A 22935-nucleotide genomic window follows, 5' to 3' on the forward strand; every position below is an offset into this window, starting at 1 on the left:
GTCAAGGCGGGCCCGGGTGGGCGCGTCACGCCTCTTCGAGGCGCAGGGAGACGCTGTTGATGCAGTACCTGTCGTCGGTAGGCGTCGGGTAGCCCTCGCCGTGGAAGACGTGGCCGAGATGTGAGTCACAGGTCGCGCAGAGCACCTCCACGCGGCGCATTCCGAGCGAGTCGTCCTCGCGGAGGACGACGGCGTCGGAGTCCGACGGGGCGAAGAAGGAGGGCCAGCCGCAGTGGCTGTCGAACTTCGTCTCCGAGCGGAACAACTCGGCCCCGCAGGCACGGCACTGGTAGACGCCGACGGTCTTCGTGTCGGTGTACTCGCCGGTGAACGGCCGCTCGGTTCCGGCCTGGCGCAGGACGCGGAACTCCTCGGGCTTCAGCACGGCCCGCCACTCGTCCTCGGTCTTGTGGACTTTCTCCATACCGGGCACGCTACTTCCCTTCTTGTCCGGAGGCTGTCATCGGGTGCAACCATGGGCGGGTTGCGGGTGTTCCACGGGGGTAGGCGTGGGCTATGGCGTTCCTCGAACTGCCGGTGGGCGACCGGATCGTCAAGGTCACCAACCCTGACAAGCCGTACTTTCCCGAGGCTGGGCTGTCGAAGCTCGACCTCGTCTCCTACTACCTGTCCGTGGGCGATGGCATCCTGCGCGCCCTGCGTGATCGGCCTACGACGCTCGAACGCTGGCCGGGAGGCGTCGTGGAGGGCGCCGTGATGTCCACCCGGGCCGATCCGAGCGGCGGCGACGCCTTCTACCAGAAGCGCATCCCCCGGGGCGCCCCCGCGTACGTGGAGACGGCGCGGATCGACTTCCCCTCGGGCCGCTCCGCCGACGAGGTGTGCCCCACCGAGTTGGCCGTCGTCGCGTGGGCGGCCAACCTGGGCACGATCACCTTCCATCCGTGGCCGGTGCGCGCCGCCGACGTGGACCATCCGGACGAACTGCGCATCGACCTCGATCCGCAGCCCGGCCGCGACTTCGCCGACACCGTGCGCGTCGCGCGGGAGGCCGTCCTCCCGCTGCTGGACGAACTGGGCATGACGGGCTTTCCGAAGACGTCGGGCGGCAGGGGGCTGCACATCTATGTCCGGATCGAGCCGCGCTGGACGTTCACCGAGGTCCGCCGGGCCGCGCTCGCCTTCGGCCGGGAGCTGGAGCGGCGGATGCCGGAGCTGGTGACGACGAAGTGGTGGAAGGAGGAGCGCGGCGAAACGGTCTTTGTGGACTACAACCAGAACGCCCGGGACCGGACGATCGCGTCCGCCTACAGCGTCCGGGCCCACCCCCACGCGCCCGTCTCGGCGCCGCTGACCTGGGCCGAGCTGGACACCGCCGACCCGCGCGACTTCACCGTCAAGACGATGCCGGGGCGGTTCTTCGAGCTGGGCGACCTCCACGCGGGTATAGACGACGCCGCCTTCTCGTTGGAAACCCTCCTCGACATGGCTGACAGGGACGAGGAGGACCTCGGCCTCGGCGACATGCCTTATCCGCCCAACTATCCGAAGATGCCGGGCGAACCGAAGCGGGTCCAGCCGAGCAAGGCCAAGGACGGCTGACGCTGGCGGAGTCCGTACCCGGACAAGGGGAACGGATGGGCGATATGCGGGTAGTCGCGAGGTATGGCGGATACCGAGGTGCTGATCGTCGGGGCCGGAATGGCCGGACTCGCCGCGGCCCGGCGGCTGCACCGGCTGGGACGCGACTTCCTCGTCCTGGAGGCGGCCGACCGCGTGGGCGGCAGGGTCACGACCGACGCCGTCGACGGATTCCTCCTGGATCGCGGCTTCCAGGTGGTCAACACCGCCTATCCGCGGCTCGCGTCACTCGTGGACTTCGAGCGGCTCCGGATGGGTTTCTTCAGAGAAGGCGTGCTCGTCAGGCATCGTGGCGGGATGGTGCGGTACGCCCATCCGCTGCGCGACCCGCGCGGACTGCCCGGTATGGCCCGGGGCCTCGCGCGGCACCGGATCGGCACCGTGGCCGACCAGGTAAGGCTCGCCGCCCTTCTCGCGCGTTACGCGGGGCTGCCTCCTGAACGCCTCCTGGCCATGCCGGAGCGGAGCGCTGCGGACGCGTTGGCCGGGCTGTCGCCCGAGATGCTCGACGGGCTCGTCCGGCCCTACCTCGCCGGTGTCTTCGCCGATCCGGAGCTGCGCACGTCCGAACACGCGCTCGCGATGGTCGTGCGCTCGTTCGCGCGCGGCCGGATCGGGCTGCCCGCGCGCGGGATCGGCGCGCTCGCCGACGCGGTGGCCGGGCCGCTGCCGCGCGCCAGGATCCGCCTCTCCACGCCGGTGGCGCGGCTCGACGGGACGACCGCGCGCACCCCGTCCGGCACGGTGACGGCCCGCGCGGTGATCGTCGCGACCGATCCGCGCACGGCCGGACACCTCCTGCCGGGGCTGCGCGTCCCGGAGATGCGCCCACTGACGACCGTCTACCACGCGGCGCCTTACCCGCCGCTGGACGAGGCGGCCCTCGTCGTCGACGGGGACGGCTGGGAGCTCGGCGGGATCGTGAACACCGTCGTGGTGAGCAACGCCGTCCCGTCCTACGCGGCGCGTGGACGCGCCCTCATCGCGACGACCCTCGTCTCCGACGACGCCGACCCCAGGGCCGTCCAGGAGGAGGCGGCCCGTATCTACGGCTCGCCCACGGCCCACTGGGAGCATTTGGCCACCGTCCGTATCCCCGAGGCCCTCCCGGCGACGCCGCCTCCGACCCGCCGCCTACGCCGCCCCCTCCACGTCGAGGGCAACGTCTACGTGGCGGGTGACCACCGCGACAGCCCGTCCGTCCAGGGCGCCCTCACCAGCGGCCACCGAGCCGCCTCCGAACTCCACACCCGCCTCTCCCGGCAGGACCGCCTCCACCCGGCCCGAACCTGAGCCGGGCCCCGAAGCGCGCCAGGCACTCCGAGGCCCGTCCCCACCCGCTCGGCGTCACCCGGGCGCCAGGCGGGTCAGAGGTCGAGGATGACGCTCTTCTCGCGGGTGTTCTCCAAGAGGGCGTCGTGGCCGTAGCCGGAGTCCTTCCAGCCGCCGAAGGGGAGGCCGGGGGCGACGCGGCGGAAGGTGTTGACCCAGACGTAGCCCGCCTGGATGTCCTGGGCGGCGCGTTGGGCGGTGGCCAGGGAGGTGGTCCAGACGCCGGAGGCCAGGCCGTAGGGGGAGTCGTTGGCGATGGCGATGGCCTCCTCGTAGGTGTCGAAGGGGAGGATGACCGCGACAGGGCCGAAGATCTCCTCCTGGCAGACGCGCAGCGAGTTGTCCGTGGTGGCCAGAAGGGTGGGTTCCACCCAGTAGCCCTCCGCGAACTCCTCGGTGACGAGTTCGGCGCCGTGCCTGCCGCCGTGGAGGAGTTCCGCGCCCTCCTTCTGCCCCAGCTCGATGTAGGAGATGACCCGCTCGTACTGTTCGCGGGAGACGATCGGGCCCATCGTCGTCTCGGCCGACTGGGGGTCGCCCAGGCGGATCGCCGCCATCCGCTCCCTGACGCGCGCGACGACCTCGTCGTAGACGGGCCGCTGGACGAGGATGCGGGAGCCCGCCAGGCACGCCTGCCCGGCGTTGCCGGTGAAGATCGCCCTGGTGGAGACGCCTTCGGCCGCCTTGTCCAGGTCGGCGTCGGCGAACACGATGTTCGGCGACTTGCCGCCCAGCTCCAGCGCGAGCGGCTTCAGCGCGTCCGTCGACGCCCTGGTGATGATCTTCGCGGTCTCGGTGGACCCGGTGAGGCTGACCCTGCCGACATCCTTGTGGCGGACGAGCCGGTCGCCGACCTCCTCGCCGAGCCCGGACACGATGTTGAGCACGCCCTTGGGCAGCACATCCCTGAGGAGTTCGCCGAGCCGCAGCATCGACGCGGAAGCCTGCTCGGCGGGCTTGATCACCACGGTGTTGCCAGCGGCGAGCGCGTAGGCGGCCTTCGCGGAGAACGTCGAGATGGGGGAGTTCCAGGGGATGATCCCCACGACGACGCCGTAAGGCTCCCGCCGGGTGTATCCCATGCTGCCGGGGCCGAAGATCACCGACTTGCCTTCGACGGCGGAGGCCGCCTCGCCCGCGGCGTTCTGCCACAGGTACGTCATGCCGGGAAGGTCGAGTTTGGACGTCTCGTTGATGATCCGCCCGTTGTCGCGGGTCTCCAGTTCGGCGAGTTCGCGGGCGTGCGCGGTGAACACCTCGGCGACCTTGCGTAGGAAGAAGGCGCGGCCTCCGGCGGGCATCGACGACCACTTGGGGAACGCGCGGCGGGCGGCGGCGACGGCGTCGTCGGCGTCCTGGGCGGTGCCCCGGGGGATCCGCGCCCACACCTTCCCGGTCGCCGGATCCACGGTGTCCAGCGTCTGGTCGGCGGCACGCAGTTCGCCGCCGATCAGGTGCGCGTAGGTGGTGATCTCGGTCATCGGTTCCCTTCCCGCGAGACAGCGCACCAAGCGTACGCTTGTTTGTCACGGGAAGGGAACCCGGGGGTCCGTCAGCCGGACGGACCCGGGACGGTCAGTCCGCGACCTGCGTGTAGTTGACGACGCGCCATCCGGTCGCCGGGTAAGGGTCCACGTAGTAGTGGGTGCTTCCGCCTTCGTAGCGCCAGTAGCAGTCGTAGGCGTAGGAGACGCCTGAGTCCGCGCCCGGATTGCAGCCTTCGACGTCGGGCGAGGAGGGGGCGGGCACGCTGAAGACCTTCTCCACGGTGCGCGGTCCCGCCGCCTTCAGCGCGTCCGTCTTGTCGTTGTTGATGCGCGCCTGGATGAGCCGGGTCACCGCCTCCTTCGCGTCGGCGAAGCCGATCGCGGCGGCCGACGCGGCTGCCGTCCCGGTCGGCGGGGGCGTGCCCGGCCCGGCGGTGGCCGCGGGCGCGGACGGGCTGTCCGCCGGGGCGGACGGCTCCGGGGCGGGGCCGCCGGACGGTTCCGTCCCGGCGCACCCGGCGAGTGCCAGGGAGGCGACGGCGGCGACGGCGAGTAGGCGCGAACGAGGCACGGGGGCTCATCTCTCTGGGGGTCCTGCGCCGATCGTAGGGCGCGGAACCGTCCCGCACACCCGTCATCGCAGGTCGAGCATCACATCGAGCCTCATGTCGGACCTCAGGTGAGGATCTGGTCGAGGTCGAACTCGACCGGCACCTCCAGTTGCTCGTAGGTGCACGACTCAGGGGTCCGGTCCGTGCGCCAGCGCCGGAAGCGCGCGGTGTGCCGGAACCTGTCGCCTTCCATGTGCTCGTAGGCGACCTCGCACACCAGCTCGGGGCGGAGCGCGACCCACGACAGGTCCTTCTTGCCCGTCCAGCGGGACACCGCGCCCGGCATCCTGTCGGCCTCGCCCTGCGCGGCCCACCCCGCCCACGGGTGCCCGGCGATGTCGGCGATCCGATAAGGCTCCAGCTCGCCTACGAGCTCCTCCCGGCGTTTCATAGTGAACGACGCCGCCACGCCGACGTGCCTGAGCCGCCCCTCGTCGTCCCAGAGGCCGAGCAGGAGGGAGCCGACTATGGGCCCGCTCTTGTGCCAGCGGAACCCCGCCACGACGCAGTCGGCCGTGCGCTCGTGCTTCACCTTGTACATGAGGCGCTTGTCGGGCGCGTAGGGGACGTCCGCGGGCTTGGCGACCACGCCGTCCAGGCCCGCGCCCTCGAACTCGCCGAACCACCGCTCGGCGACCTCGAACGACTCGGTGATGGGCGTGACGTGGACGGGTGGCCGCGCCCCGGCCAGCGCCTCCTCCAACAGCGCGCGGCGCTGCCGGAAAGGGGCGTCGAGGTAAGCCGTGTCGTCCAGGGCGAGCACGTCGAAGGCGACGAAGGAGGCGGGCGTCTGCTCGGCCAGCAGGTTGACGCGTGAGGCAGCCGGGTGGATGCGTTGGGAGAGCAGGTCGAAATCGAGCCGCCCGCCGCGCCGGATGATGACCTCGCCGTCGATCACGCAGCGCTCCGGCAGCTCCCGCCTGACCGTCTCGACGAGCTCGGGGAAGTACCGGGTGAGCGGCTTCTCACCCCGGCTCGACAGCACGACCTCGTCGCCGTCGCGGAAGACGACGCACCGGAAGCCGTCGAACTTCGGCTCGTAGTAAAGATCTCCCCGCGGCATGGTCTTGACGGCCTTGGCCAGCATGGGCGCGACCGGCGGACTGATCGGCAGGTCCATGCCCCAAGATAACCTGTGACGCATGAGGCGTCTGCTGCCGGATCCCGCGGAGGACATCGACCCGTACTACGAGTACGGCGTCGCCGGCGACTGGCTGCGCGTGCACATGGTGCTGAGCGCCGACGGCTCCGCCACCGACGAGGAGGGCTGGTCGGACAAGCTCGGCGGCGCCGCCGACTTCCGGGTGTTCCGCGCGCTGCGCGCCCTCGCCGACGGGATCATGGTCGGCGCGGCCACGGTGCGGTCGGGCCGGATCAAGCCCGCCCGGCTCACCAAGGAGATGGCGGCGCGGCGCGGCCGTCCGCCCGCGCCGATCGTCGTGGTGAGCCGCTCCCTCGACCTCGACTGGGAGTCGGCCCTGTTCAGCGAGGGGGAGCCGATCGTCGTCACCTCCGACGGCGCGCACGCCCCGGCGCCCGCGCACGTGCGCGTCGTCTCGGCCGGCGACGGCGACGTGGACCTGCGGCTCGCGGTCCGCCGCCTGCGCGAGGAGCACGGGTTGCGCCACCTGCTGTGCGAGGGCGGCCCCGGCCTCACCACGTCGGTTCTGCGCGAGAACCTCGCCGACGAGTTGTGCCTGAACGTCGCGCCAACGCTCATCGGCGCGGCGCGCCACACCCGGCTGGTGAACGACCTGGAACGCCGTGAGCTGGCGCTGGAGGCCGTCTACGAGGACGAGGGTGTGCTGTTCCTGCGGTACCGCCCGGACGGCGCTCCGGCGTCCTGAGGGCCGCGCGCGGCCACTCCGACACACCCCGCCAAACCCTGACATCTAGGATTTCTGGCGACTCTTCGGCGTACCTGGACAAGTATGGATAATTTGTCCATCTCAGGCCACATCGGGATCTTGATCTTGAGTGTTCAGAAACGGGAATCTCTGATCATCGTGCCCGTACGGTGTGTCGAAGGAGCTTTCCTTGCGCAAGGCAGCGTTGCCCCTAACTGCGGTCCTTCTCCTCTCCCTCCTCGCCCCCGCGCCCGCCCACGCGGCCCCCTCGTTCGCCGAGGGCGCCGAGGACGCGGTGGCCGAGGCGTTCCCCCAGACGGCGCTCTCCACCGAGCTGGAGACCACCGTCCCGTCCGAGATAGATCCGACCCAGAAGGTCGAGCACGACTACGTCGCGCTGCGCGGCGGCGGCAAGGTCGTCGCGGTGCTGCGCGAGGTGGGCGCCGTCCGGCCCGTCGAAAGGGAGCTGACCCCGGGACGGGTCGTCGGCGAGGGCAAGGCCAAGCGCGCCAAGGCCGGTGAACGCAAGGTGCGGTTCTTCAGCACCGCCGACTCCTACGGGCCCGGCCTACTGATCGCCGCGTGGTCCGAGCGCTCAGGGGTGAACTACCGGGTGGCGGTCCGCGAGCCCGCCACCCGAGCGGACCTGCTGAAGATCGTCAAGGCACTTCCCGCAGACACCTCCAAGCCGTCGCGGAAGGCGCTCGCCGCGATCCGCAAGGCGGGCCCGGCCAAGCGGCCCGCGGCCGAACGCTCCACCTCCAGCCTCTTTGTGGACGGCGCCGGCCTGCCGCAGGACGACTGGGGCGACGAGGCGACGCTCTGCAACGGCTGCTCCTACTCCTACAGCAACTACACGTGGCTCTGGCAGAAGGTGCTGAACGCCGACGGCAAGCTCGCCGCAGGCGGCGTGGACTGCTCCTTCGGCCCGACCACGGCCAACGCGACGAAGTCATGGCAGAGCATGGAGGGCCTCGCCTCGGACGGCATCGTGGGCCAGGCCACGCGAGGGGCCGCAGACAACTACCTCGTGCACGGCGGCGGGATCGTCGTCTACTACACGGGCATCAACTCCGAGGTCAGCCTCCGGCGGCTGAGCACCGACGCCAACGCCTACTACAACTGGAACAGCACCAAGAAGATCGCCTACACGTACGTCTCGCTGTGCTGACGCGCCCCCGCTGAGCACCCCTGACGGAGATTCCTCTCTTTCCGGGATCTATGACAACCTTCCGCTGCTTTCCAACGTGTAGTGGTTGTTAAGCGACGGAAGGGGCAGGGGTGAACGACGCCGCAGCCGATTTCACCCGGTTCGTTGAGGACCACGGTGCGGGTCTGCTCCGGTTCGCGACGGCCCTGACCGGGGACCGGCACCGGGCGGAGGACCTCGTCCAGGCCGTCCTGGAGCGTGCCTTCCCCCGGTGGCGGCGCATCCGTAGGCACGGCGACCCGCTCTGGTACCTGCGCCGCTCGATCGTCAACGCGGCCAAGGACGGCTGGCGCAGCGACGTCAGGACGCTCGCCGCCGTCGAACGGCTCGGCGCGGAGGAGCGGCCCGTCTGCACGCCGTGCGACGACTACGTCGCCAGGGACGCGGTGCGGCGGGCGCTCGCGGTGCTCCCGCAGGGCCAGCGGACCGTCGTCGTGCTGCGGTACTGGGAGGGGCTGAGCGAGGCGGAGACCGCGGAACTCATGGGCGTGACGACGGGCACGGTGAAGAGCCAGACGCACAGGGCGATGAAGGCGCTGCGCGCCGCGCTCGACCCGCGCGAGGCACTGGTCGCTGGGGGAGAGGGAGCGGGGCTGTGACGACTGACGACGAGTTCGGCGCCCTCGTCCGCGAGGTGATCGACAGTGAGGTGGTCGGCCTCGCACCACCCGAGGGCCTCGCCGTCCGCGCCATCGGCGGCGCGCGGCGCAGGCGGGCGCGGCGCGCGCTGGGCGTCGCGCTGGCGGCCGCCGCGACCTCGGCGGCGGTCTTCACCGCGCCCGTCGTGCTCCGGCCGTCCGCGCCCGCGCCGCCTGAGCTCTCGACGCCCGTGGCGTCCGCGCGCGCGCTGGACGCCGCGCGGATCGCGGCGTTGCCGGACGGCTGGAAGCGGGACGGCTCGGACGGGGTCGTGCGCGACCTCGGATCCATGTCGCGCACGGAGTTCGTGCTCGTGGCGGACGGCGGCCACCGGGCACGGCTCGTCCACGTGCATGTGTACGAGGGGGATGTCTCGCTCGAAAGGGCGGCCGCCGAGTACGGGGTGCCCGAGACGGCCCCTGAGGACGTGCCTTGGGGGCGGGCGCTGAGCGCCTTCCGGCCCTCGGACGGCGTGTCCTTTGTCGTCTGGGAGAAGGAGACGGGGCTTGTTGTGGTTGTGCAAGCCAGGCTGCCCAAGGCGGAGGTCTTGTGGCTGATGAGAGAGATGGTGATCGAGTGATCGGCAGGATCCACTTCAAGAAGATCGAGGTCGAGGAGCGCGAAGGCGAGGAGCGCCGTGACTAAAACCTATCTAACCCGTAGGAATTATTGACAATAGCGGTGGCCGGGTGTTCCCATGGGTGTCGCGCGCCCGCCCTGAGAGGAGCATCCGATGGCAGACATCGACTTCCGCAAGGTCGGCGGACGGATCGGGGCCGAGGTGGTCGGCCTCGACGTCCGCGAACTCGACGAAGCGCTGTTCACCGAGGTCAACGCGGCACTCCTGGAGCACAAGGCGCTCGTCTTCCGCGGCCAGCACCTCGACGACGCGGGACAGGTGGCGTTCGCCTCCCGCTTCGGCCCGCTCACCGGCGCCCACCCGACGGTCCCGTCCGTCGAGGGGCAGCCGCAGATCCTGGAGGTCAACGGAGACGAGGGCATCCGGGCCAACAACTGGCACACCGACGTCACGTTCGTCCGGACGCCGCCCAAGGCGAGCACCCTGCGCGGCATCATCGTGCCCCCGTACGGCGGCAACACCCTCATCGCCAACAGCGTCACCGCCTACAACGACCTGCCTGCACCGCTCAGGGAGTTCGCCGACAAGGCGTGGGCCGTGCACACCAACGACTACGACTACGTCCAGCCGCAGTTCGAGACCGAGGCACGGCAGGAGCACCGCAAGGTGTTCACCTCCACGAGGTACCGGACCGCCCACCCGGTCGTCCGAGTGCATCCGGAGACGGGCGAGCGAGGGCTGTTCATCGGAGGCTTCGCCCAGACGATCGTCGGCCTCTCCACCCGGGAGTCCCGCGCGATCCTCGACCTGCTCCAGCACTACGTCACCCGGCCGGAGAACATCTTCCGCGTCCAGTGGGAGCCGGGCGACCTGGTGCTCTTCGACAACCGCGCGACGCAGCACTACGCGCCGGACGACTACGGCGACCTGCCCCGCCACCTGCGCCGGGTGACGATCGCGGGCGACGTGCCCGTGAGCATCACCGGCGAGGAGAGCAGGATCCTCGAAGGCGACGAGGCACGCCACTACACGCCCGCCTGAGCGCGCCGAACGCGCCGAACGTCTGACAGGGACGGCCGGAGCCCCCGGCCGTCCCCGCGCCGTTCTCAGGCCGGGCGGGGGGCGGTGGAGGTGAGCGTGGCCATGATGAGGGACGTGCAGCGGTCCACCAGGTCGGCGCGCTTACCCGGCAGGTCGCCCGCCAGCCACGCGGTGAGGATCTCGCTGAACCCGCCGACGATGAACCGGGCGGCGAACACGATCTGCGGGCTCGGATCCGAGTGCAGGACCGGCTCGCCCGTCATCAGCTTGGCGAACATCTGCGAGGTGGCCAGGCGGCGCTCGGCGAGCACCGGGCTGGCCATCGCCTCGGCGAGCACAAGACGGCCCTTGCGCGGGTCGTCGGCGTAGAAGTCCACGATCGCGGTGACGACGGCCCACACCCTGTCGCGCGTCCGGTCCGGGGCGGTGAGCAGCGCGGCGAGCGCCGCCTCCCGCACTTCGGTGACGATCCCGTCGTAGACGGCGGTGATGAGCGAGTCCAGATCCTGGAAGCTCTCGTAGAAGTAGCGGGGGGTCAGCCGGGCCCGCTCGATCACCCCGCGCACCGTCGTGCCGCGCAGCCCCTCGGTGCCGAGCAGGTCGAGGCCGGCCTCCAGCAGCCGGGCGCGCCGTTCGGCGACCCGGGCCTCGGGGCTGGCGCCGCCGTAGATGCGGCGGCTCGGCACGGCGTTCATCCCGCCATCCTGACAGAACATCCGTCGTCGCACCGGCGGACCGGGGAACGAAGGTAACGTCCGTTGTCAGTCGTGGGCGGTGTCACAAGATCGCGCCCGGGGTGTAGGCCGCGGCCTCGGGGTGCCGCTTGACGATCTCGTCGATCCGCTCGGCCACGGCGGCGACCTGCGCGGCCGCCGCGCCGGTGAAGGACAGCCGGTCGGCCATGAGCGCGTCCAGGTCGGCCCGGGTGAGGGGGAGACGGTCGTCAGCGGCCAGCCTGTCCAGCAGCTCGTTGTCGGCGGTGCCCCGCTCGCGCATGGCGAGCGCGGAGGCGACCGCGTGCTCCTTGATCACCTCGTGCGCCTCCTCCCGGCCGACGCCCGCCTTCACCGCCGCCATGAGGACCTTGGTGGTGGCCAGGAACGGCAGGTAGCGGTCGAGCTCGCGGGAGACCACCGCGGGGAACGCGCCGAACTCGTCGAGCACCGTCAGGAACGTCTCGATGAGGCCGTCGACGGCGAAGAACGCGTCGGGCAGCGCGACCCGGCGGACCACCGAACAGGACACGTCGCCCTCGTTCCACTGGTCGCCCGCCAGCTCCGCCGTCATCGAGGCGTACCCGCGCAGGATGACCATAAAACCGTTGACGCGCTCGCACGAGCGGGTGTTCATCTTGTGCGGCATCGCCGAGGAGCCGACCTGGCCCTCCTTGAAGCCCTCGGTGACCAGCTCGTGCCCCGCCATCAGCCGGATCGTCTTGGCCAGCGACGAGGGCGCCGCGGCCACCTGGACCAGCGCGGACAGCACGTCGTGGTCGAGGGAGCGCGGGTAGACCTGGCCGACGCTGACGAACCCGGAGCCGAAGCCCAGGTGCGCCGCGACGCCCCGCTCCAGCTCGGCCAGCTTCGCCGGATCGCCGCCGAGCAGGTCCAGCATGTCCTGGGCGGTGCCGACCGGGCCCTTGATCCCGCGCAGCGGGTAGCGCTCGACCAGGTTCTCCAACCGGGCCAGCGCGACGAGCAGCTCGTCGGCGGCGGTGGCGAACCGCTTGCCCAACGTGGTGGCCTGGGCGGCGACGTTGTGGGAGCGCCCCGCCATGACCAGCTCGCCGTACTGGGCGGCCAGCGAGCCGAGCCGGGCCAACACCGCGACGGCGCGGTCGCGGACGTGCGCGAGGCTCAGCCGGATCTGGAGCTGCTCGACGTTCTCGGTGAGGTCCCGCGAGGTCATGCCCTTGTGCACGTGCTCGTGCCCGGCGAGGGCGTTGAACTCCTCGATGCGGGCCTTCACGTCGTGCCTGGTGACCTTCTCGCGCTCGGCGATCGAGGCGAGGTCCACCTGGTCCAGGACCCGCTCGTAGTCGGCGAGCGCCTGCTCGGGCACGTCGATCCCGAGCCCGGCCTGGGCGCGCAGCACGGCGAGCCACAGGCGCCGCTCCAGCCTCACCTTCTGCTCGGGCGACCAGAGGACGGCAAGGTCGGGCGAGGCGTAGCGGCCGGCGAGGACATTGGGGATGCGGGGCTTGGTGGTCACGTTCGCCGAGTCTATCGGGCGCCGGGAGAACCCAGCAGGTCAGCCCGGCAGGCCGGCCCGGGTGGGGGCGGGCACCGCGGGCGGCGCGCGTCTTGTGTGATCGTCTCTTGAAGCCGGGCCGCCGATCACCAAGACTGGACTCCGGGACGTCGGGGTCATCCCGCTCCGTCCCGGCCCCTGACCTTGGAAGATCGCCCCCGCGGAGCGCCCATGTTCAGCACCTCCCTGGCCTTCCTCTGCGCCCTCGCCGCCTCCTGGCTGCGCGCCATGGGCAACGCCTACGCCGGCTACCTCGACCCGTACTGGGTGCGGCACGACGAGCACCTCGACGCCGAGACGTGGGACTGGAGCATCCCCTACCGGTGGTACGAGGCGTCACGCTGACGCGCCCCGGTTCCCGCGGCGCGGCATGCCGCCGCTCAGCGCCGGACGCCCGTGGTGGGTCAGGTGCGGAGGAAGTCCAGGAGGTCGCTGTTGAACTTCTCCTTGTCGCCGGGGACCAGGGCGATGCCGTGGCCGCCGCCCGGATAGACCTTGAGTTGGGCGTTCGGGATGATCTTCGCGGACTTGCGCGCGGTGGCGTCGATCGGCACGATCTGGTCGTCGTCGCCGTGCACGATGAGCGTCGGCACGTCGAACTTCCTGAGGTCCTCGGTGAAGTCCGTCTCGGCGAAGGCGGAGACGCAGGCGACGCCCGCCCTGACGCTCTCCTGCATGGCCATGTACCAGAACGCGTCGCGGTTGCCCTGGGTGACGCGGTTGTGCGGACGGTTGGATCCGAAGAAGCCCTCGGACGCGTCGCGCCAGTACTGCGAGCGCTCCTCGATGATGCCGCGCTTGAAGTCGTCGAAGACCTTGTTCGGGACGCCCTCCGGGTTGTCCGACGTCTGGAGCAGGAGCGGCGGGATCGCCGACAGCAGGACGGCCTTGCTGACCCGTCCGGTGCCGTGCCTGCCGATGTAGCGGGCCAGTTCGCCGCCGCCCATGGAGTGGGCGACGAGGACGGCGTCACGCAGGTCGAGCGCCTCCATGAGCTGGGCGAGGTCGTCGGCGAACGTGTCGAAGTCGTAACCGTCCCACGTCTGGGTGGACCTGCCGTGGCCGCGCCGGTCGTGCGCGATGCCCCGGAAGCCGTTGTCGGCGACCAGCTTCAGCTGGTCCTGCCAGGCGTCGCCGTTGAGCGGCCAGCCGTGGATGAAGACGACGGGCTGTCCGCTGCCCCAGTCGTTGTAGAAGATCTCGGCTCCGTCGCGGGTCTTGACGAATCCCATGGAAGGCTCCCCCTCGCTGGTGAACGCGCGACCGCGTCGGAGGGAGGGGGCGGCTAGGCGATCCCCCGGATCGGGCGCGGTCTGACATCTCCGACTGAATCAGGCGAATCGGAAATAGCGTGAAGATTGCTGTCAAAGTCGTCATCTCCTCTTCGGGTTCCACGGCCTCAGTGCGGGAGGCGGTCGAGGAGCCACTCGGCGTGGCCCCGGGTGACGCGGGTGTGCGGGTTGTTCCGTGGGGCGAGCACGTAGTCGTCGAAGTCGCTCTCGCCCGGATCCAGGTCGTTCACCGCGACGTACAGGTTCGCGGCGGTGATGTCGCGGATGGACACGGCGCTGGCCGACGGGACGAAGCAGTGCGCGGGCACCGGGTCGTCGACGCCGAGGCCCAGGCCCGCGAGCTGGTTGAGCGCGTCGGCGAGGATCCCGAACCCGGCCAGGGTGCCGCCGGGCGCGCCGTCCACGGGTGGCACGCCGGGCGCCTGCGCCTCGACCACGTCGTCGCTGAGCAGGCGCAGCTTGCCCGCCAGCGTGTCGGGCGGGGACGGCTGGGTGCGCAGGTCGGTGCCGGTGATGCGCTGGCCGGTGCCCACCAGCGCGGTGAGGCCCGCGTCCGCGCCGTTGCCGGTGCCGTCGCCCGTGCCGTCGGCGAGGCCGATCACCCGTGGGATGCGCGGCCAGCCGCCGACCTTTTCGAGCGCGGTGAGGAACGCCGCGCGCTCGGGCGCGGGGGCGGGCACGCCGTTCCAGTCGGGCAGGTGCCAGGCGAGCATCTGGCGGGCGGCCGGGCTGTTCAGCTGGTCGGACAGGCGGGAGTCATAGGGCTTCAGGTAGTGGGCGAACGCCTGGAGCGAGACGGGCACGTAGGCGCCCCGGTGCGGCGTGTCCCAGGACCAGTACAGGGCGGTCTGGTGGTCCATCCGCTGGGCTTCGAACCGGGCTAGCGTGTACCGCGTGACGAGCCCGCCCATGCTGAACCCGCCGACGGTGAGGCGGTGGTCGCCGATCCGCTCGGCGAGGACGCGCAGGATCGCCGCCTGGGCGGCGCGCGCGTTGTCCGGGATCGACGCGGCGCGGTCGGTGAAGCCCAGCAGGATCACGTCGCGGCCACGGCGGTGTAGTTCGGTGAGCAGTGGGTAGTCGAGCCATTCGAGCCCCTGCCAGAGGAACTCCAGTGTGCTGGGGCCCGTGTTGAACCCGTCGGCGAGGACGACCGGCCGGACCAGGCCCGGGTTGTGCGCGCCGTGGTAGACCCAGGCGGTGCCGCCCGGCAGGTTCCACACCGCGTCCGGCACGGGTGGCGCCTGCGCGGGCCTCCCCACGGACGGGGCGAGGGCGATCGGCGGTGCGGCGCGGAACGCGTCGGTGATCTCGTTCTTGGTCATGGTCAAGAGTTACCATCTGCAATTTTCGCATTGCGGACAGTAAGCCAACCATGGCTGTTTGGTGACTGTGAGTATGTCGGTGGTTTCTGGTGTTCGTCACCGATGTCGGCGGGGGCCGGGTTTGTTCCGGCCCCCGCCCGGCGGCGTCACTCCCTGACCCCGAGCGCCTTCTTGAGCTCGTCCTTGGTCATCTTCGAGCGGCCCTCGATGTGCTTCTTCTTCGCCTCGTTGTAGAGCTCGTCCTTGGTGCGGCCCTTGGGGCGGTTGGTCCCGGACCGCAGGCCGCCGCGCCGTTCTGGCGACATGTCCTCGCGGGAGAGCCTGCTCGACGTCTTGGCCTCGCCCGCCCGCGCGCGGTCCTTGTTCACGGTCCGCGCCGCGATCTCCTCGGCGCGGCGCTCGCCGTACCCGCGCTGCTCGGCCGAGTCCTTGATGTGCTCGTACTGGCGTTCCCGCTTGTCGCTCCATGCCTGCCGGGGCATCGCCGCCTCCTTCGCTTCGGTTTTGGTGAGGTCCTCCCTGGTCGCCCTACCCGTCGTGGCTCGGGCAAAAGGTTGATATGTGCCACGTTTGGCGGCGTCTGTAGGGGAATGGGGAGTTCATCGGTACAGCGCGGCAGGGAGGACGGATCATGGGCACGAAGGTCGAACCGGAGCCCGGACCCCGGCGCGGGCGGAAGCAGCCCGAAGCAGCGGCCGAGCAGGAGTCCGAACGGGCCGCCCGGCGGGTCTCGCACGGCCTCGAACACGGCGCCGCCGAGGACGAGCTGGACCAGGCCGACGTCGAACGCGTCGCCGAGACGACGTCGTCGCCCCAGCCGCCGCCCGACGAACGCCAGGACTAGAACCCGCCTCTACGGCTCCAGACGAGCGGGCGAAGTACCACGAGCGGTCCGCCCGGCTCATCGGCCGTCTCCTCCCCGCTCACCCAGTCGTCTGACGGCGAACCGCAGCCGGTACGGGCTGAAGCTCCCCGGTAGGGGCAGGCCGGGTGACAGCCGGCGCCCGGCCGTCTGCCGGTAGACGTGGTCGCGCACCAGTTCGGCGAGGAACACGCTGGTGGTGAGCATGACGAGGTCGCGGCCCGGACACTCGGCGGGGCCGCCGCTGAAGGGCACCACCGACCAGCTGTCGGCGGCGCTCCCGTCGAGCCACACGTCGGGCGTGAAGGAGTCGGCGTAGGGCAGCGACGCGGCGTCACGCTGCACGAACGTCGCGGGGATCAGCACCGCCGTCCCGCCCGGCAGGGTGTCGCCGCCCAGGTCGACGTCGCGGGTCGCGTCGCGCAGGATCGCGGGCGTGGTGGGCCACAGCCGCACCGATTCAAGGACGCACGCCCGCAGATACCCCAGGGCGACGGGATCCCGGACGATCGCCGTGCGCGCGCGGGCATCCTGCACAGGGTGCGACGTCAGAAGGGCCAGCGCGCGGAACAGGACGAGGCCCGCCGAGTCGAAGGCGAACAGCCATTGGGGGACCTGGTCGTAGGCGGCGGTCTCAGGGGTCTGCGGTGTCGCGGCGAGCACGCCCGCGAGGCTGTTCGGCTCCGCCCTGCGCAGGTGCCCTTCGAGCCTTCCCCTGAACTCCCGGTACGTGCGCTCGCTACGCGGCGCGTACCCCCAGTTGGCTTCGCGCCGCAGCCTGAACAGGGTGTCGGTGACGGCGTGGTCGTCGCGGGCGCCGTCGCCCAGGACCACCCGGCGAAGGACGCGCGCCCAGCACACACGCAGGGCCTCCCAGCGGAGGTCGGTGTCCTCGGCGAGGTCCAGAAGCAGCCGCGCCTCCTCCCGAACGACCCGGGTGAACGCCTCCGACAGCCGGTGTATCCCGCGCCCCGTGTCGAGGACCTCTTCGTTGAACTGCCTGCGGAGGTGCCTCTCCGGCCCGCTGGAGACGAGCACGCCGCGCGGCTGGAAGCGTCCGACGGCGTGCCGCTTCTCCAGGTTGGCCACCGCGAACGGCTCGGGTTCGCCCTCCAGGACCCGCCGCACCCCCTCGGCGTCCAGCACCAGGGCGAGCCTGCGCCCCGGCAGCCGTACCAGCAGCGTGTTCCCGTATCCGTACTTGCGCCGCATCGCGGCCAACAGCCTTGTGGACCGCCGGTCGGCGTCGAGGAGATCCCCCAGATCCACCATGAGCGGCCACCGTGCCAGCAGCCCCCGCGCCACGAGCGGCACCAGCACCCCGCCCGTGATCACCGCCCCGTCCCACGCCGACACCCGGGCGACCCCGCCCACCCTGACCCGCTCCCGAACCCCGCCCATCCCTCACCCCCGCAGGTGTCTCGGCTGCCTCTACGCTCCCCTTCCCCCACCCCCGCGCTTCATGGGCGTTATTTCCAATTCTGTGGCGAATCGTTCGGCCTCTTGGATCTCCCGTGTGTCGAGATCATCCGCAAAAGGGCTGTTCAGGTGGGTCGGGTGGTACCTGGCGGGAGACGGGGTGGATGATGCGGGAGGCGAGAGGGACAGGGGAGAGTGTTCGGGCTTCGGGGCGGGGGCGTGCTGCTCGGGCACGCGGTGATGACGCAGCTGATCACGTTCGTGCTGCGGCCGACGATGTCGTACCGTGCGCTGGAACTCGACGTGCCTGCGGCGGCGCTGGGCGTGCTCGCGGCCAGCTTCGCCTTCGCGCCGCTCGTGCTGGCGCTGCCCGTCGGCCAGCTCACCGACCGGGTGGGCGAGCGGCGCGTCGCGCTCGCAGGGGCGGCGTGCGTGACGGCCGCCGCCCTGGTCTTCACCGTCCTCGGCGGCGGCCTCGCCGGGCTGCTCTGCGGCAGCGTGCTGCTCGGCGTCGGCCATCTGGGCTGCGTCGTCGGGCAACAGGCGCTCGTCGCCAACACCTCCGGCAAGGGCGGCTACGACACCGCCTTCGGCCACTACACCTTCGCGGCCTCCCTGGGGCAGTCGCTCGGGCCGCTGCTCATCCTCCTGTTCGGCGGAAACCAGGAGATCCCGCACACCGGCCGGATCTTCGCCGCCTGCGTGGGCGCCGCCGCCGTCCTCGTCGCGCTGTCGTTCGCGCTGCCCGACAGCCGCCGTACGGGCCCCACGGCCAGGGAGACGCCGCGCGGCGGCTTCGGCGACCTGGTGCGGCTGCCCGGCCTCGTGCGGGCCCTGACGGCGAGCTGCGTCGTGCTCGCCGCCGTCGACATCACCCTCGCCTACCTGCCCGCGCTCGGCGCCGAACGCGGCATGGCGTCCGGCACGGTAGGGCTGCTGCTCACCGTGCGCGGCCTCGCCTCGATGGCCTCGCGCCTCTTCCTGGGTCGGCTCACGGCCCGGCTCGGCCGTCGCCGCCTCCTGACCGTCAGCACCTTCGCGGCGGGCGTGGCGATGGCGTTGCTGCCGCTCGACCTACCGTTGCCCGCTCTCGTCCTGGTGATGACGGCGGCGGGGCTCGGGCTCGGCGTCGGCCAGCCGCTCACCATGTCGTGGCTCGCCGAGGCGACGCCGCCCGGCCTGCGCGGCAGGGCCATGGCGCTGCGCCTCGTGGGGAACCGGACCGGGCAGATCGTCATCCCCTCGGCGGCCGGAGCCCTCGCCGCGGGACTCGGCGTCGCGGGCGTCCTGTACGCCACCGCCGCGGCCCTCGGTTACGCCGCCCTGTCGGCCCGCACCCTGCCCGTCGACGCGACACCTGTGGCGGACACCTAACCGTGCGCCGGACGGTCCTGTCAGTCCTTGGGCGTGCTGGAGGGCCAGGCGAAGGTGATCGAGCCGCCTACGGGGAGGTCGTGCCAGCGTCCGGCGAAGGCTTCGAGCGCGGGCAGCACGCGCCGGACGGCGGCCTCGATCTCGGGGTCGGGCGGGCGCGGCGGGGCCCAGTCCGGGCGGTGCGCGCCCCTGGTCCTGCGCCACGCGAGGTCGACGGCGGTGGCCAGCTCCTCCGAGACGCCCATCTCGTCGCGTCCCGTGTGGTCCAGTGTCCGCAGCGACGCCTGCTTGCGCTTCTGCCTGCGGACGGCCCGGCGGTGCGCCCTGTGGTCCTGTCCGTCCGAGACGGCCGTCGGGAGCTCCCCGCCGCCGCGCGCTATCCGCCCGTAGAGATCCCAGGTAAGGCCGAGCTCCGCCTCCACGAGGTAGTGCACGGCGTCGTGGGGGATGTGCTCGTCGTAGCCCGGGGCCGGGTCCATCCGCTGCGCGGGCCGTCCGGGCGGCTCCGCGATCACCGCGTAGCGCCGCTCTCCGGTGCGTTGGAAGGTCACGTCCATCCCTCGACGGTAGAACGGGCGGCGTAGGCGGGTCATCCGATTTTCCGGGCGGCAGGACCGCCGATGTGGGCTCCCTCACTTCTGGCGGTGTTTCCGCAGGTAGGCGCCATGCGCCGGGAACCGGGCGGGCCACGGACCCCGGATTGGCCGCTGACACGCCCGCCCCCGACGCCGTTGACTGGCTCCACGAGGAGCACGGAAAGGCTGGCGCGGGCATGGGCGGTTCAGGAGTCGGACGGTTCGGCGGACGGGTGTGGGACGACCTGGGCCTCGCGCCCGGCCTCCTGGACGTGGTGGCGCCCGCGAAGCCCGTCCCCTATCTGCCGTCCCGCCTCGCCGTCACCGAACTCGCCTGCGACAGCGTCGCCCTCAGCGCGCTCGCCCTGCACCTCGTGTCAGCCGACCGGGCGGGTACCGAGAGCGTCGCGCCGGTCGGCCTCGACGGCGACAGGATCGCCGCCTCCTTCCAGAGCGACAGGCACCTTCGCATAGCCGGGGAGAAGCCCGACGTGTGGGCGCCGCTCTCAGGGTTCTGGCGCGCCTCGGACGGCTGGGTGCGGACGCACGCGAACTACCCCCACCACGAGCGGGCCCTACGCGCCGTCCTCGGGACGTCGGAGGAGACGCCGGGTGAGGAGGTCGTCCGCCTCATCGCCAAGCGGAGTGCCGCGGAGCTTGAGGACAAGGCGGCCGAGGTTGGCGCGATCCTCGTCGCGGTCCGCAGGGAGGCGACCTGGAGGGCGCACCCGCAAGCGCGCGCGCTCGAAGGCCAGCCCCTGATGCGGGTGAGCACCCGCCCGGAGGGCGAGCCGCGCGGGTGGACGGAAGGCGATGGACGTCCCCTGGCGGGCGTGCGGGTCCTCGACCTCACGCGGGTCATCGCGGGCCCGGTCGCCGCGCGCGACCTCGCGTTCGCCGGGGCCGACGTGCTGCGCGTCGATTCGCCCGCGTTGCCCGAGATCCCCTGGCAGCACCTCGACACCGGCCACGGCAAGCGCACCACCGTCCTCGACCTGCGGGCCCGCGCCGACCGCGCCACCTTCGACGACCTCCTGGCGCGCGCCGACGTCCTCGTGACCGGCTACCGCCCCGGCTCCCTCGCCGCCTTCGGCCTGGCCCCCGAGGACGTCCTCGACCGGTTCCCCGGCCTCGTCGTCGGCACCGTCAGCGCGTGGGGCGAGACCGGCCCGTGGGCGTCCCGGCGCGGCTTCGACAGCATCGTCCAGGCCGCCTCCGGCATCGCCCTCACCGAGAGCCCCGACGGCCACACCCCCGGCGCCCTCCCGGCCCAGGCCCTGGACCACGCCACCGGCCACTTCCTGGCGGCCGCCCTCACCGCCTCCCTCCTACGCCAGCGCACCGAAGGCGGCTCCCACCACGTCTCCACCTCCCTGGCGCGCCTGGCCCTCACCCTCCTCACCGCCCCCTCCCACACCGAACCCTCCGCGCCCCCCGCCCGCCCCGCTCCCACCCAGACCGTCACCACCCCGCTGGGCCCCCTCACCACCGCCACCCCCGCCTTCACCTATGCCAATTCCGCCACCACCTACCCCGCCCCCCACCCCTGGTCCTCCAACCCCGCCACCTGGCCCTGACGGACCCGGTGGTGTCAGGGGAGGCGGTGGACGACGGCGTGGACTCGGGCCGGGAAGGTGCGGGCGAAGTCGTTGTCCAGTTCCCACTCGATGGTGAGGATCTCGCGGGCCAGGGCGGCGGCGCCTTCGGGGAGGTCGCGGGCGTTGTTGCGGATGAGGATGTCGGTTCCGGCCAGGACGGAGATGTCGTCGGTGCCGATGAGGAGGCGTTCGGGCGGGGTGCGGGTGTACTGGCCGACGAGGGCGACCATGCGGTCGAGGCCGCGGACCGTGGGGGCGGCGACGACGACGCGCAGATGGTCGGGGAGTGTGGCGAAGCGGCGCAACAGGGACGGCGCGGGCATCGCGTTGATCTCGATGACGGCGTCGAAGGAGTCCACGAGCGGCTCCAGGTCCCGCAGGTGGAAGATCGGGGCGGCGACGGCGTCGTACTCGGCGTCCAGGCGGCGGCCCACGGCGTCGGCGAGGAGGACGGGTTCGACGGCGATGCCGGAGGCGCGCTCCACGAGCCGGCTCATCCGCTCCAGGTCGCGCGGGTTGCACTCCACGAACGCCACCCGTGGCGCGGGCCGCAGCGAGGACAGCGCTTCGGAGACGACCCGCTGGATCTCCGCGGAAGACAGGCCCGCCGCCTGCGCGCGCATGACGAGCCCGCGTAGGTCGCGGTCGAACCTCTCAGCCGACAGGACCGTGTTCTCCGGCAGCGCCAGGACGACGCTGCCCTGGCGCGGGCTCGTCCTGACGAGGCCGTCCCCGGCGAGCCGGTGCAGCGCCCGGTCCACGGTCGACGGGTTCGTGCCGAGTTCGGCGGCGACCGCCCGGCACGACGGGAGCCGCGCGCCGACGGGGTAGACGCCCGCGGCGATCCGGTCGCGGAGGATGCGGTGGACGTCGTTCAGCGTCAGCAGGCCGGTGCTCAAGCGGTCTCCCCGATCAGGACGACGACCGGACGAGGATAGGCCGCCTCGCGCACCTCCGGCAGCCCGGACAAATGGAGCAAATCCTCCAGTTCATTGACTTTTCTGGCTTTTCCTGGCGTTTCTATACGCATCATGAGATCGAACAGCGGCCCCATCGTGCCCGGAGCGTCGCTGGGGATCTCCACGACGACCACCGCGCCGCCCGGCGCCAGGGCCCGCCGCGCCTCGGCCAGCACCCGCGCGCACTGCGCGTCGGTCAGGTCGTGCAGCAGATGCGACAACAGCACGGTGTCCACCGAGCCCGGGGCCGCGCCGCACGCCGCGACCTCCAGCACGTCCGCCTCGACGACCCGCACCGTCGGCGGGACGCAGGTGCGCGCCCACGCCGCGACCTCGGGCAGGTCAACGAGCGTCACGTCCGCGCCCGCCGCCGCGAGCGGGACCGCGTAGGAGCCGAGCGCGCCGCCGACGTCGAGGACCCTGCGGCCCGGCGCGAACTCCGGCAGCGCCGTCAGGTCGGGGCCGGTCTCGCGGGCGAGGACCACCAGCGCGGCGAGGAAGTTCCGCGCGACCTCGGGCTCGTCGCGCAGCCGGTCTCGCCAGGGCGCGAGCCGGGGCGCGCCGGTGCGGACGGTGGCGTCGAGGTCGGTCCAGACGGCGGCGAAGAACGCCTCCTTCCGGACCAGCGGTTCGAGGTCGCCGCCGCGCCGCAGCCGCTCGGCCAGCGGCGTCAGCGCGTACCCGTCGCGCCCGACCAGTCCGAGCTCCGCGAGCGCCGCGAGCAGCGCCCCGGTCGGCCCCGCCGCCAGCCCGGCCACCGCCGCGACCTCGTCCGCCGTCCGCGCGCCCGCCGCGAGCGCGTCGAACACGCCCACCCGACACGCGGCCGCGACGGCCGCCGCCGACTGGTACCCGGTCAACACGTCGATCAACTCAAAACCGGTCTTCATTCCGTACTCCCAGTGTTCTGTCAGACCCCCTCGGTAACGTCC

Annotated in this window: 24 protein-coding genes; 11 read left to right on the forward strand and 13 right to left on the reverse strand. The window is 71.8% G+C overall.

Annotated features, from left to right (window positions below):
* Positions 1 to 25 precede the first annotated feature (25 nt).
* Entirely contained in the window at positions 26 to 424 is a 399-nt protein-coding gene (gene msrB, locus LO762_RS23035) for a peptide-methionine (R)-S-oxide reductase MsrB (protein ID WP_230617938.1), read from the reverse strand.
* 92 nt (positions 425 to 516) lie between these two features.
* Here msrB and ligD point away from each other — a divergent pair, with 92 nt between their 5' ends.
* Both ligD and LO762_RS23045 read left to right on the forward strand, forming a co-directional pair.
* Positions 517 to 1563, forward strand: a complete 1047-nt coding sequence (gene ligD / locus LO762_RS23040) for a non-homologous end-joining DNA ligase (protein WP_230617939.1) — start codon at positions 517 to 519, stop codon at positions 1561 to 1563.
* A gap of 63 nt (positions 1564 to 1626) precedes the next feature.
* Positions 1627 to 2895: an NAD(P)/FAD-dependent oxidoreductase gene (locus tag LO762_RS23045; protein WP_230617940.1), complete on the forward strand. Its 1269-nt coding sequence runs from the start codon at positions 1627 to 1629 to the stop codon at positions 2893 to 2895.
* Between the two features lie 74 nt (positions 2896 to 2969).
* Here LO762_RS23045 and LO762_RS23050 read toward each other — a convergent pair whose 3' ends face one another.
* From LO762_RS23050 to LO762_RS23060, 3 genes are all read right to left on the reverse strand, one after another.
* Positions 2970 to 4415, reverse strand: a complete 1446-nt coding sequence (locus LO762_RS23050) for an aldehyde dehydrogenase (protein ID WP_230617941.1) — start codon at positions 4413 to 4415, stop codon at positions 2970 to 2972.
* Between the two features lie 94 nt (positions 4416 to 4509).
* A complete protein-coding gene (locus tag LO762_RS23055; RefSeq protein ID WP_230617942.1) occupies positions 4510 to 4992 on the reverse strand; it encodes a hypothetical protein in 483 nt (160 codons plus the stop codon).
* A gap of 104 nt (positions 4993 to 5096) precedes the next feature.
* Positions 5097 to 6152: an ATP-dependent DNA ligase gene (locus LO762_RS23060; RefSeq protein ID WP_230617943.1), complete on the reverse strand. Its 1056-nt coding sequence runs from the start codon at positions 6150 to 6152 to the stop codon at positions 5097 to 5099.
* Positions 6153 to 6174: 22 nt separating this feature from the next.
* Between LO762_RS23060 and LO762_RS23065 the strand changes: the two genes are divergently transcribed.
* From LO762_RS23065 to LO762_RS23085, 5 genes are all read left to right on the forward strand, one after another.
* Positions 6175 to 6879, forward strand: a complete 705-nt coding sequence (locus LO762_RS23065; RefSeq protein ID WP_230617944.1) for a dihydrofolate reductase family protein — start codon at positions 6175 to 6177, stop codon at positions 6877 to 6879.
* A 190-nt stretch (positions 6880 to 7069) separates the two neighbouring features.
* The gene (locus LO762_RS23070; RefSeq protein WP_230617945.1) at positions 7070 to 8050 is read left to right on the forward strand and encodes a peptidoglycan-binding protein; all 981 of its coding nucleotides are present in this window, start codon (positions 7070 to 7072) and stop codon (positions 8048 to 8050) included.
* 110 nt (positions 8051 to 8160) lie between these two features.
* Positions 8161 to 8688, forward strand: coding sequence for a SigE family RNA polymerase sigma factor (locus LO762_RS23075; RefSeq protein WP_230617946.1), 528 nt, complete (start codon positions 8161 to 8163; stop codon positions 8686 to 8688).
* Positions 8685 to 9308: a hypothetical protein gene (locus LO762_RS23080; protein WP_230617947.1), complete on the forward strand. Its 624-nt coding sequence runs from the start codon at positions 8685 to 8687 to the stop codon at positions 9306 to 9308. Before LO762_RS23075 ends, LO762_RS23080 begins: the two co-directional genes overlap by 4 nt.
* Positions 9309 to 9461: 153 nt before the next feature.
* The gene (locus LO762_RS23085; protein WP_230617948.1) at positions 9462 to 10349 is read left to right on the forward strand and encodes a TauD/TfdA family dioxygenase; all 888 of its coding nucleotides are present in this window, start codon (positions 9462 to 9464) and stop codon (positions 10347 to 10349) included.
* Positions 10350 to 10414: 65 nt separating this feature from the next.
* Here the strand turns inward: LO762_RS23085 and LO762_RS23090 are convergent, their stop codons facing one another.
* Together LO762_RS23090 and purB are read right to left on the reverse strand one after the other, a co-directional pair.
* Complete coding sequence (locus tag LO762_RS23090) at positions 10415 to 11044, reverse strand: TetR/AcrR family transcriptional regulator (RefSeq protein WP_230617949.1); 630 nt, start codon at positions 11042 to 11044, stop codon at positions 10415 to 10417.
* 82 nt (positions 11045 to 11126) lie between these two features.
* Complete coding sequence (gene purB / locus LO762_RS23095; protein ID WP_230617950.1) at positions 11127 to 12560, reverse strand: adenylosuccinate lyase; 1434 nt, start codon at positions 12558 to 12560, stop codon at positions 11127 to 11129.
* Positions 12561 to 12770: 210 nt separating this feature from the next.
* Between purB and LO762_RS23100 the strand changes: the two genes are divergently transcribed.
* Positions 12771 to 12944: a hypothetical protein gene (locus LO762_RS23100; protein WP_230617951.1), complete on the forward strand. Its 174-nt coding sequence runs from the start codon at positions 12771 to 12773 to the stop codon at positions 12942 to 12944.
* A gap of 59 nt (positions 12945 to 13003) precedes the next feature.
* Here LO762_RS23100 and LO762_RS23105 read toward each other — a convergent pair whose 3' ends face one another.
* From LO762_RS23105 to LO762_RS23115, 3 genes are all read right to left on the reverse strand, one after another.
* A complete protein-coding gene (locus LO762_RS23105; RefSeq protein ID WP_230617952.1) occupies positions 13004 to 13831 on the reverse strand; it encodes an alpha/beta fold hydrolase in 828 nt (275 codons plus the stop codon).
* A 167-nt stretch (positions 13832 to 13998) separates the two neighbouring features.
* Positions 13999 to 15216, reverse strand: coding sequence for a triacylglycerol lipase (locus LO762_RS23110; protein ID WP_230617953.1), 1218 nt, complete (start codon positions 15214 to 15216; stop codon positions 13999 to 14001).
* 146 nt (positions 15217 to 15362) lie between these two features.
* Positions 15363 to 15698: a hypothetical protein gene (locus LO762_RS23115; RefSeq protein WP_230617954.1), complete on the reverse strand. Its 336-nt coding sequence runs from the start codon at positions 15696 to 15698 to the stop codon at positions 15363 to 15365.
* A 149-nt stretch (positions 15699 to 15847) separates the two neighbouring features.
* Here LO762_RS23115 and LO762_RS23120 point away from each other — a divergent pair, with 149 nt between their 5' ends.
* On the forward strand, positions 15848 to 16060 hold the full coding sequence (locus LO762_RS23120; RefSeq protein WP_230617955.1) for a hypothetical protein: 213 nt from the start codon (positions 15848 to 15850) through the stop codon (positions 16058 to 16060).
* Between the two features lie 57 nt (positions 16061 to 16117).
* Here LO762_RS23120 and LO762_RS23125 read toward each other — a convergent pair whose 3' ends face one another.
* Positions 16118 to 17479, reverse strand: coding sequence for a cytochrome P450 (locus LO762_RS23125; protein WP_230617956.1), 1362 nt, complete (start codon positions 17477 to 17479; stop codon positions 16118 to 16120).
* A 213-nt stretch (positions 17480 to 17692) separates the two neighbouring features.
* On the opposite strand from LO762_RS23125, the gene LO762_RS23130 reads away from it, so the two are divergent.
* Complete coding sequence (locus LO762_RS23130) at positions 17693 to 18871, forward strand: MFS transporter (protein ID WP_230617957.1); 1179 nt, start codon at positions 17693 to 17695, stop codon at positions 18869 to 18871.
* Between the two features lie 20 nt (positions 18872 to 18891).
* Here LO762_RS23130 and LO762_RS23135 read toward each other — a convergent pair whose 3' ends face one another.
* Positions 18892 to 19428: a hypothetical protein gene (locus LO762_RS23135; protein ID WP_230617958.1), complete on the reverse strand. Its 537-nt coding sequence runs from the start codon at positions 19426 to 19428 to the stop codon at positions 18892 to 18894.
* Positions 19429 to 19571: 143 nt separating this feature from the next.
* Between LO762_RS23135 and LO762_RS23140 the strand changes: the two genes are divergently transcribed.
* On the forward strand, positions 19572 to 21023 hold the full coding sequence (locus LO762_RS23140; RefSeq protein ID WP_230617959.1) for a CoA transferase: 1452 nt from the start codon (positions 19572 to 19574) through the stop codon (positions 21021 to 21023).
* Positions 21024 to 21037: 14 nt separating this feature from the next.
* Here LO762_RS23140 and LO762_RS23145 read toward each other — a convergent pair whose 3' ends face one another.
* Both LO762_RS23145 and LO762_RS23150 read right to left on the reverse strand, forming a co-directional pair.
* Positions 21038 to 21943, reverse strand: a complete 906-nt coding sequence (locus LO762_RS23145) for a GntR family transcriptional regulator (protein ID WP_230617960.1) — start codon at positions 21941 to 21943, stop codon at positions 21038 to 21040.
* Complete coding sequence (locus LO762_RS23150) at positions 21940 to 22893, reverse strand: methyltransferase (RefSeq protein ID WP_230617961.1); 954 nt, start codon at positions 22891 to 22893, stop codon at positions 21940 to 21942. The genes LO762_RS23145 and LO762_RS23150 overlap by 4 nt, the downstream gene beginning before the upstream one ends.
* Between the last annotated feature and the right edge of the window lie 42 nt (positions 22894 to 22935).

This window comes from Actinocorallia sp. API 0066 (genome assembly GCF_020991275.1).
Lineage (GTDB): Bacteria > Actinomycetota > Actinomycetes > Streptosporangiales > Streptosporangiaceae > Actinocorallia.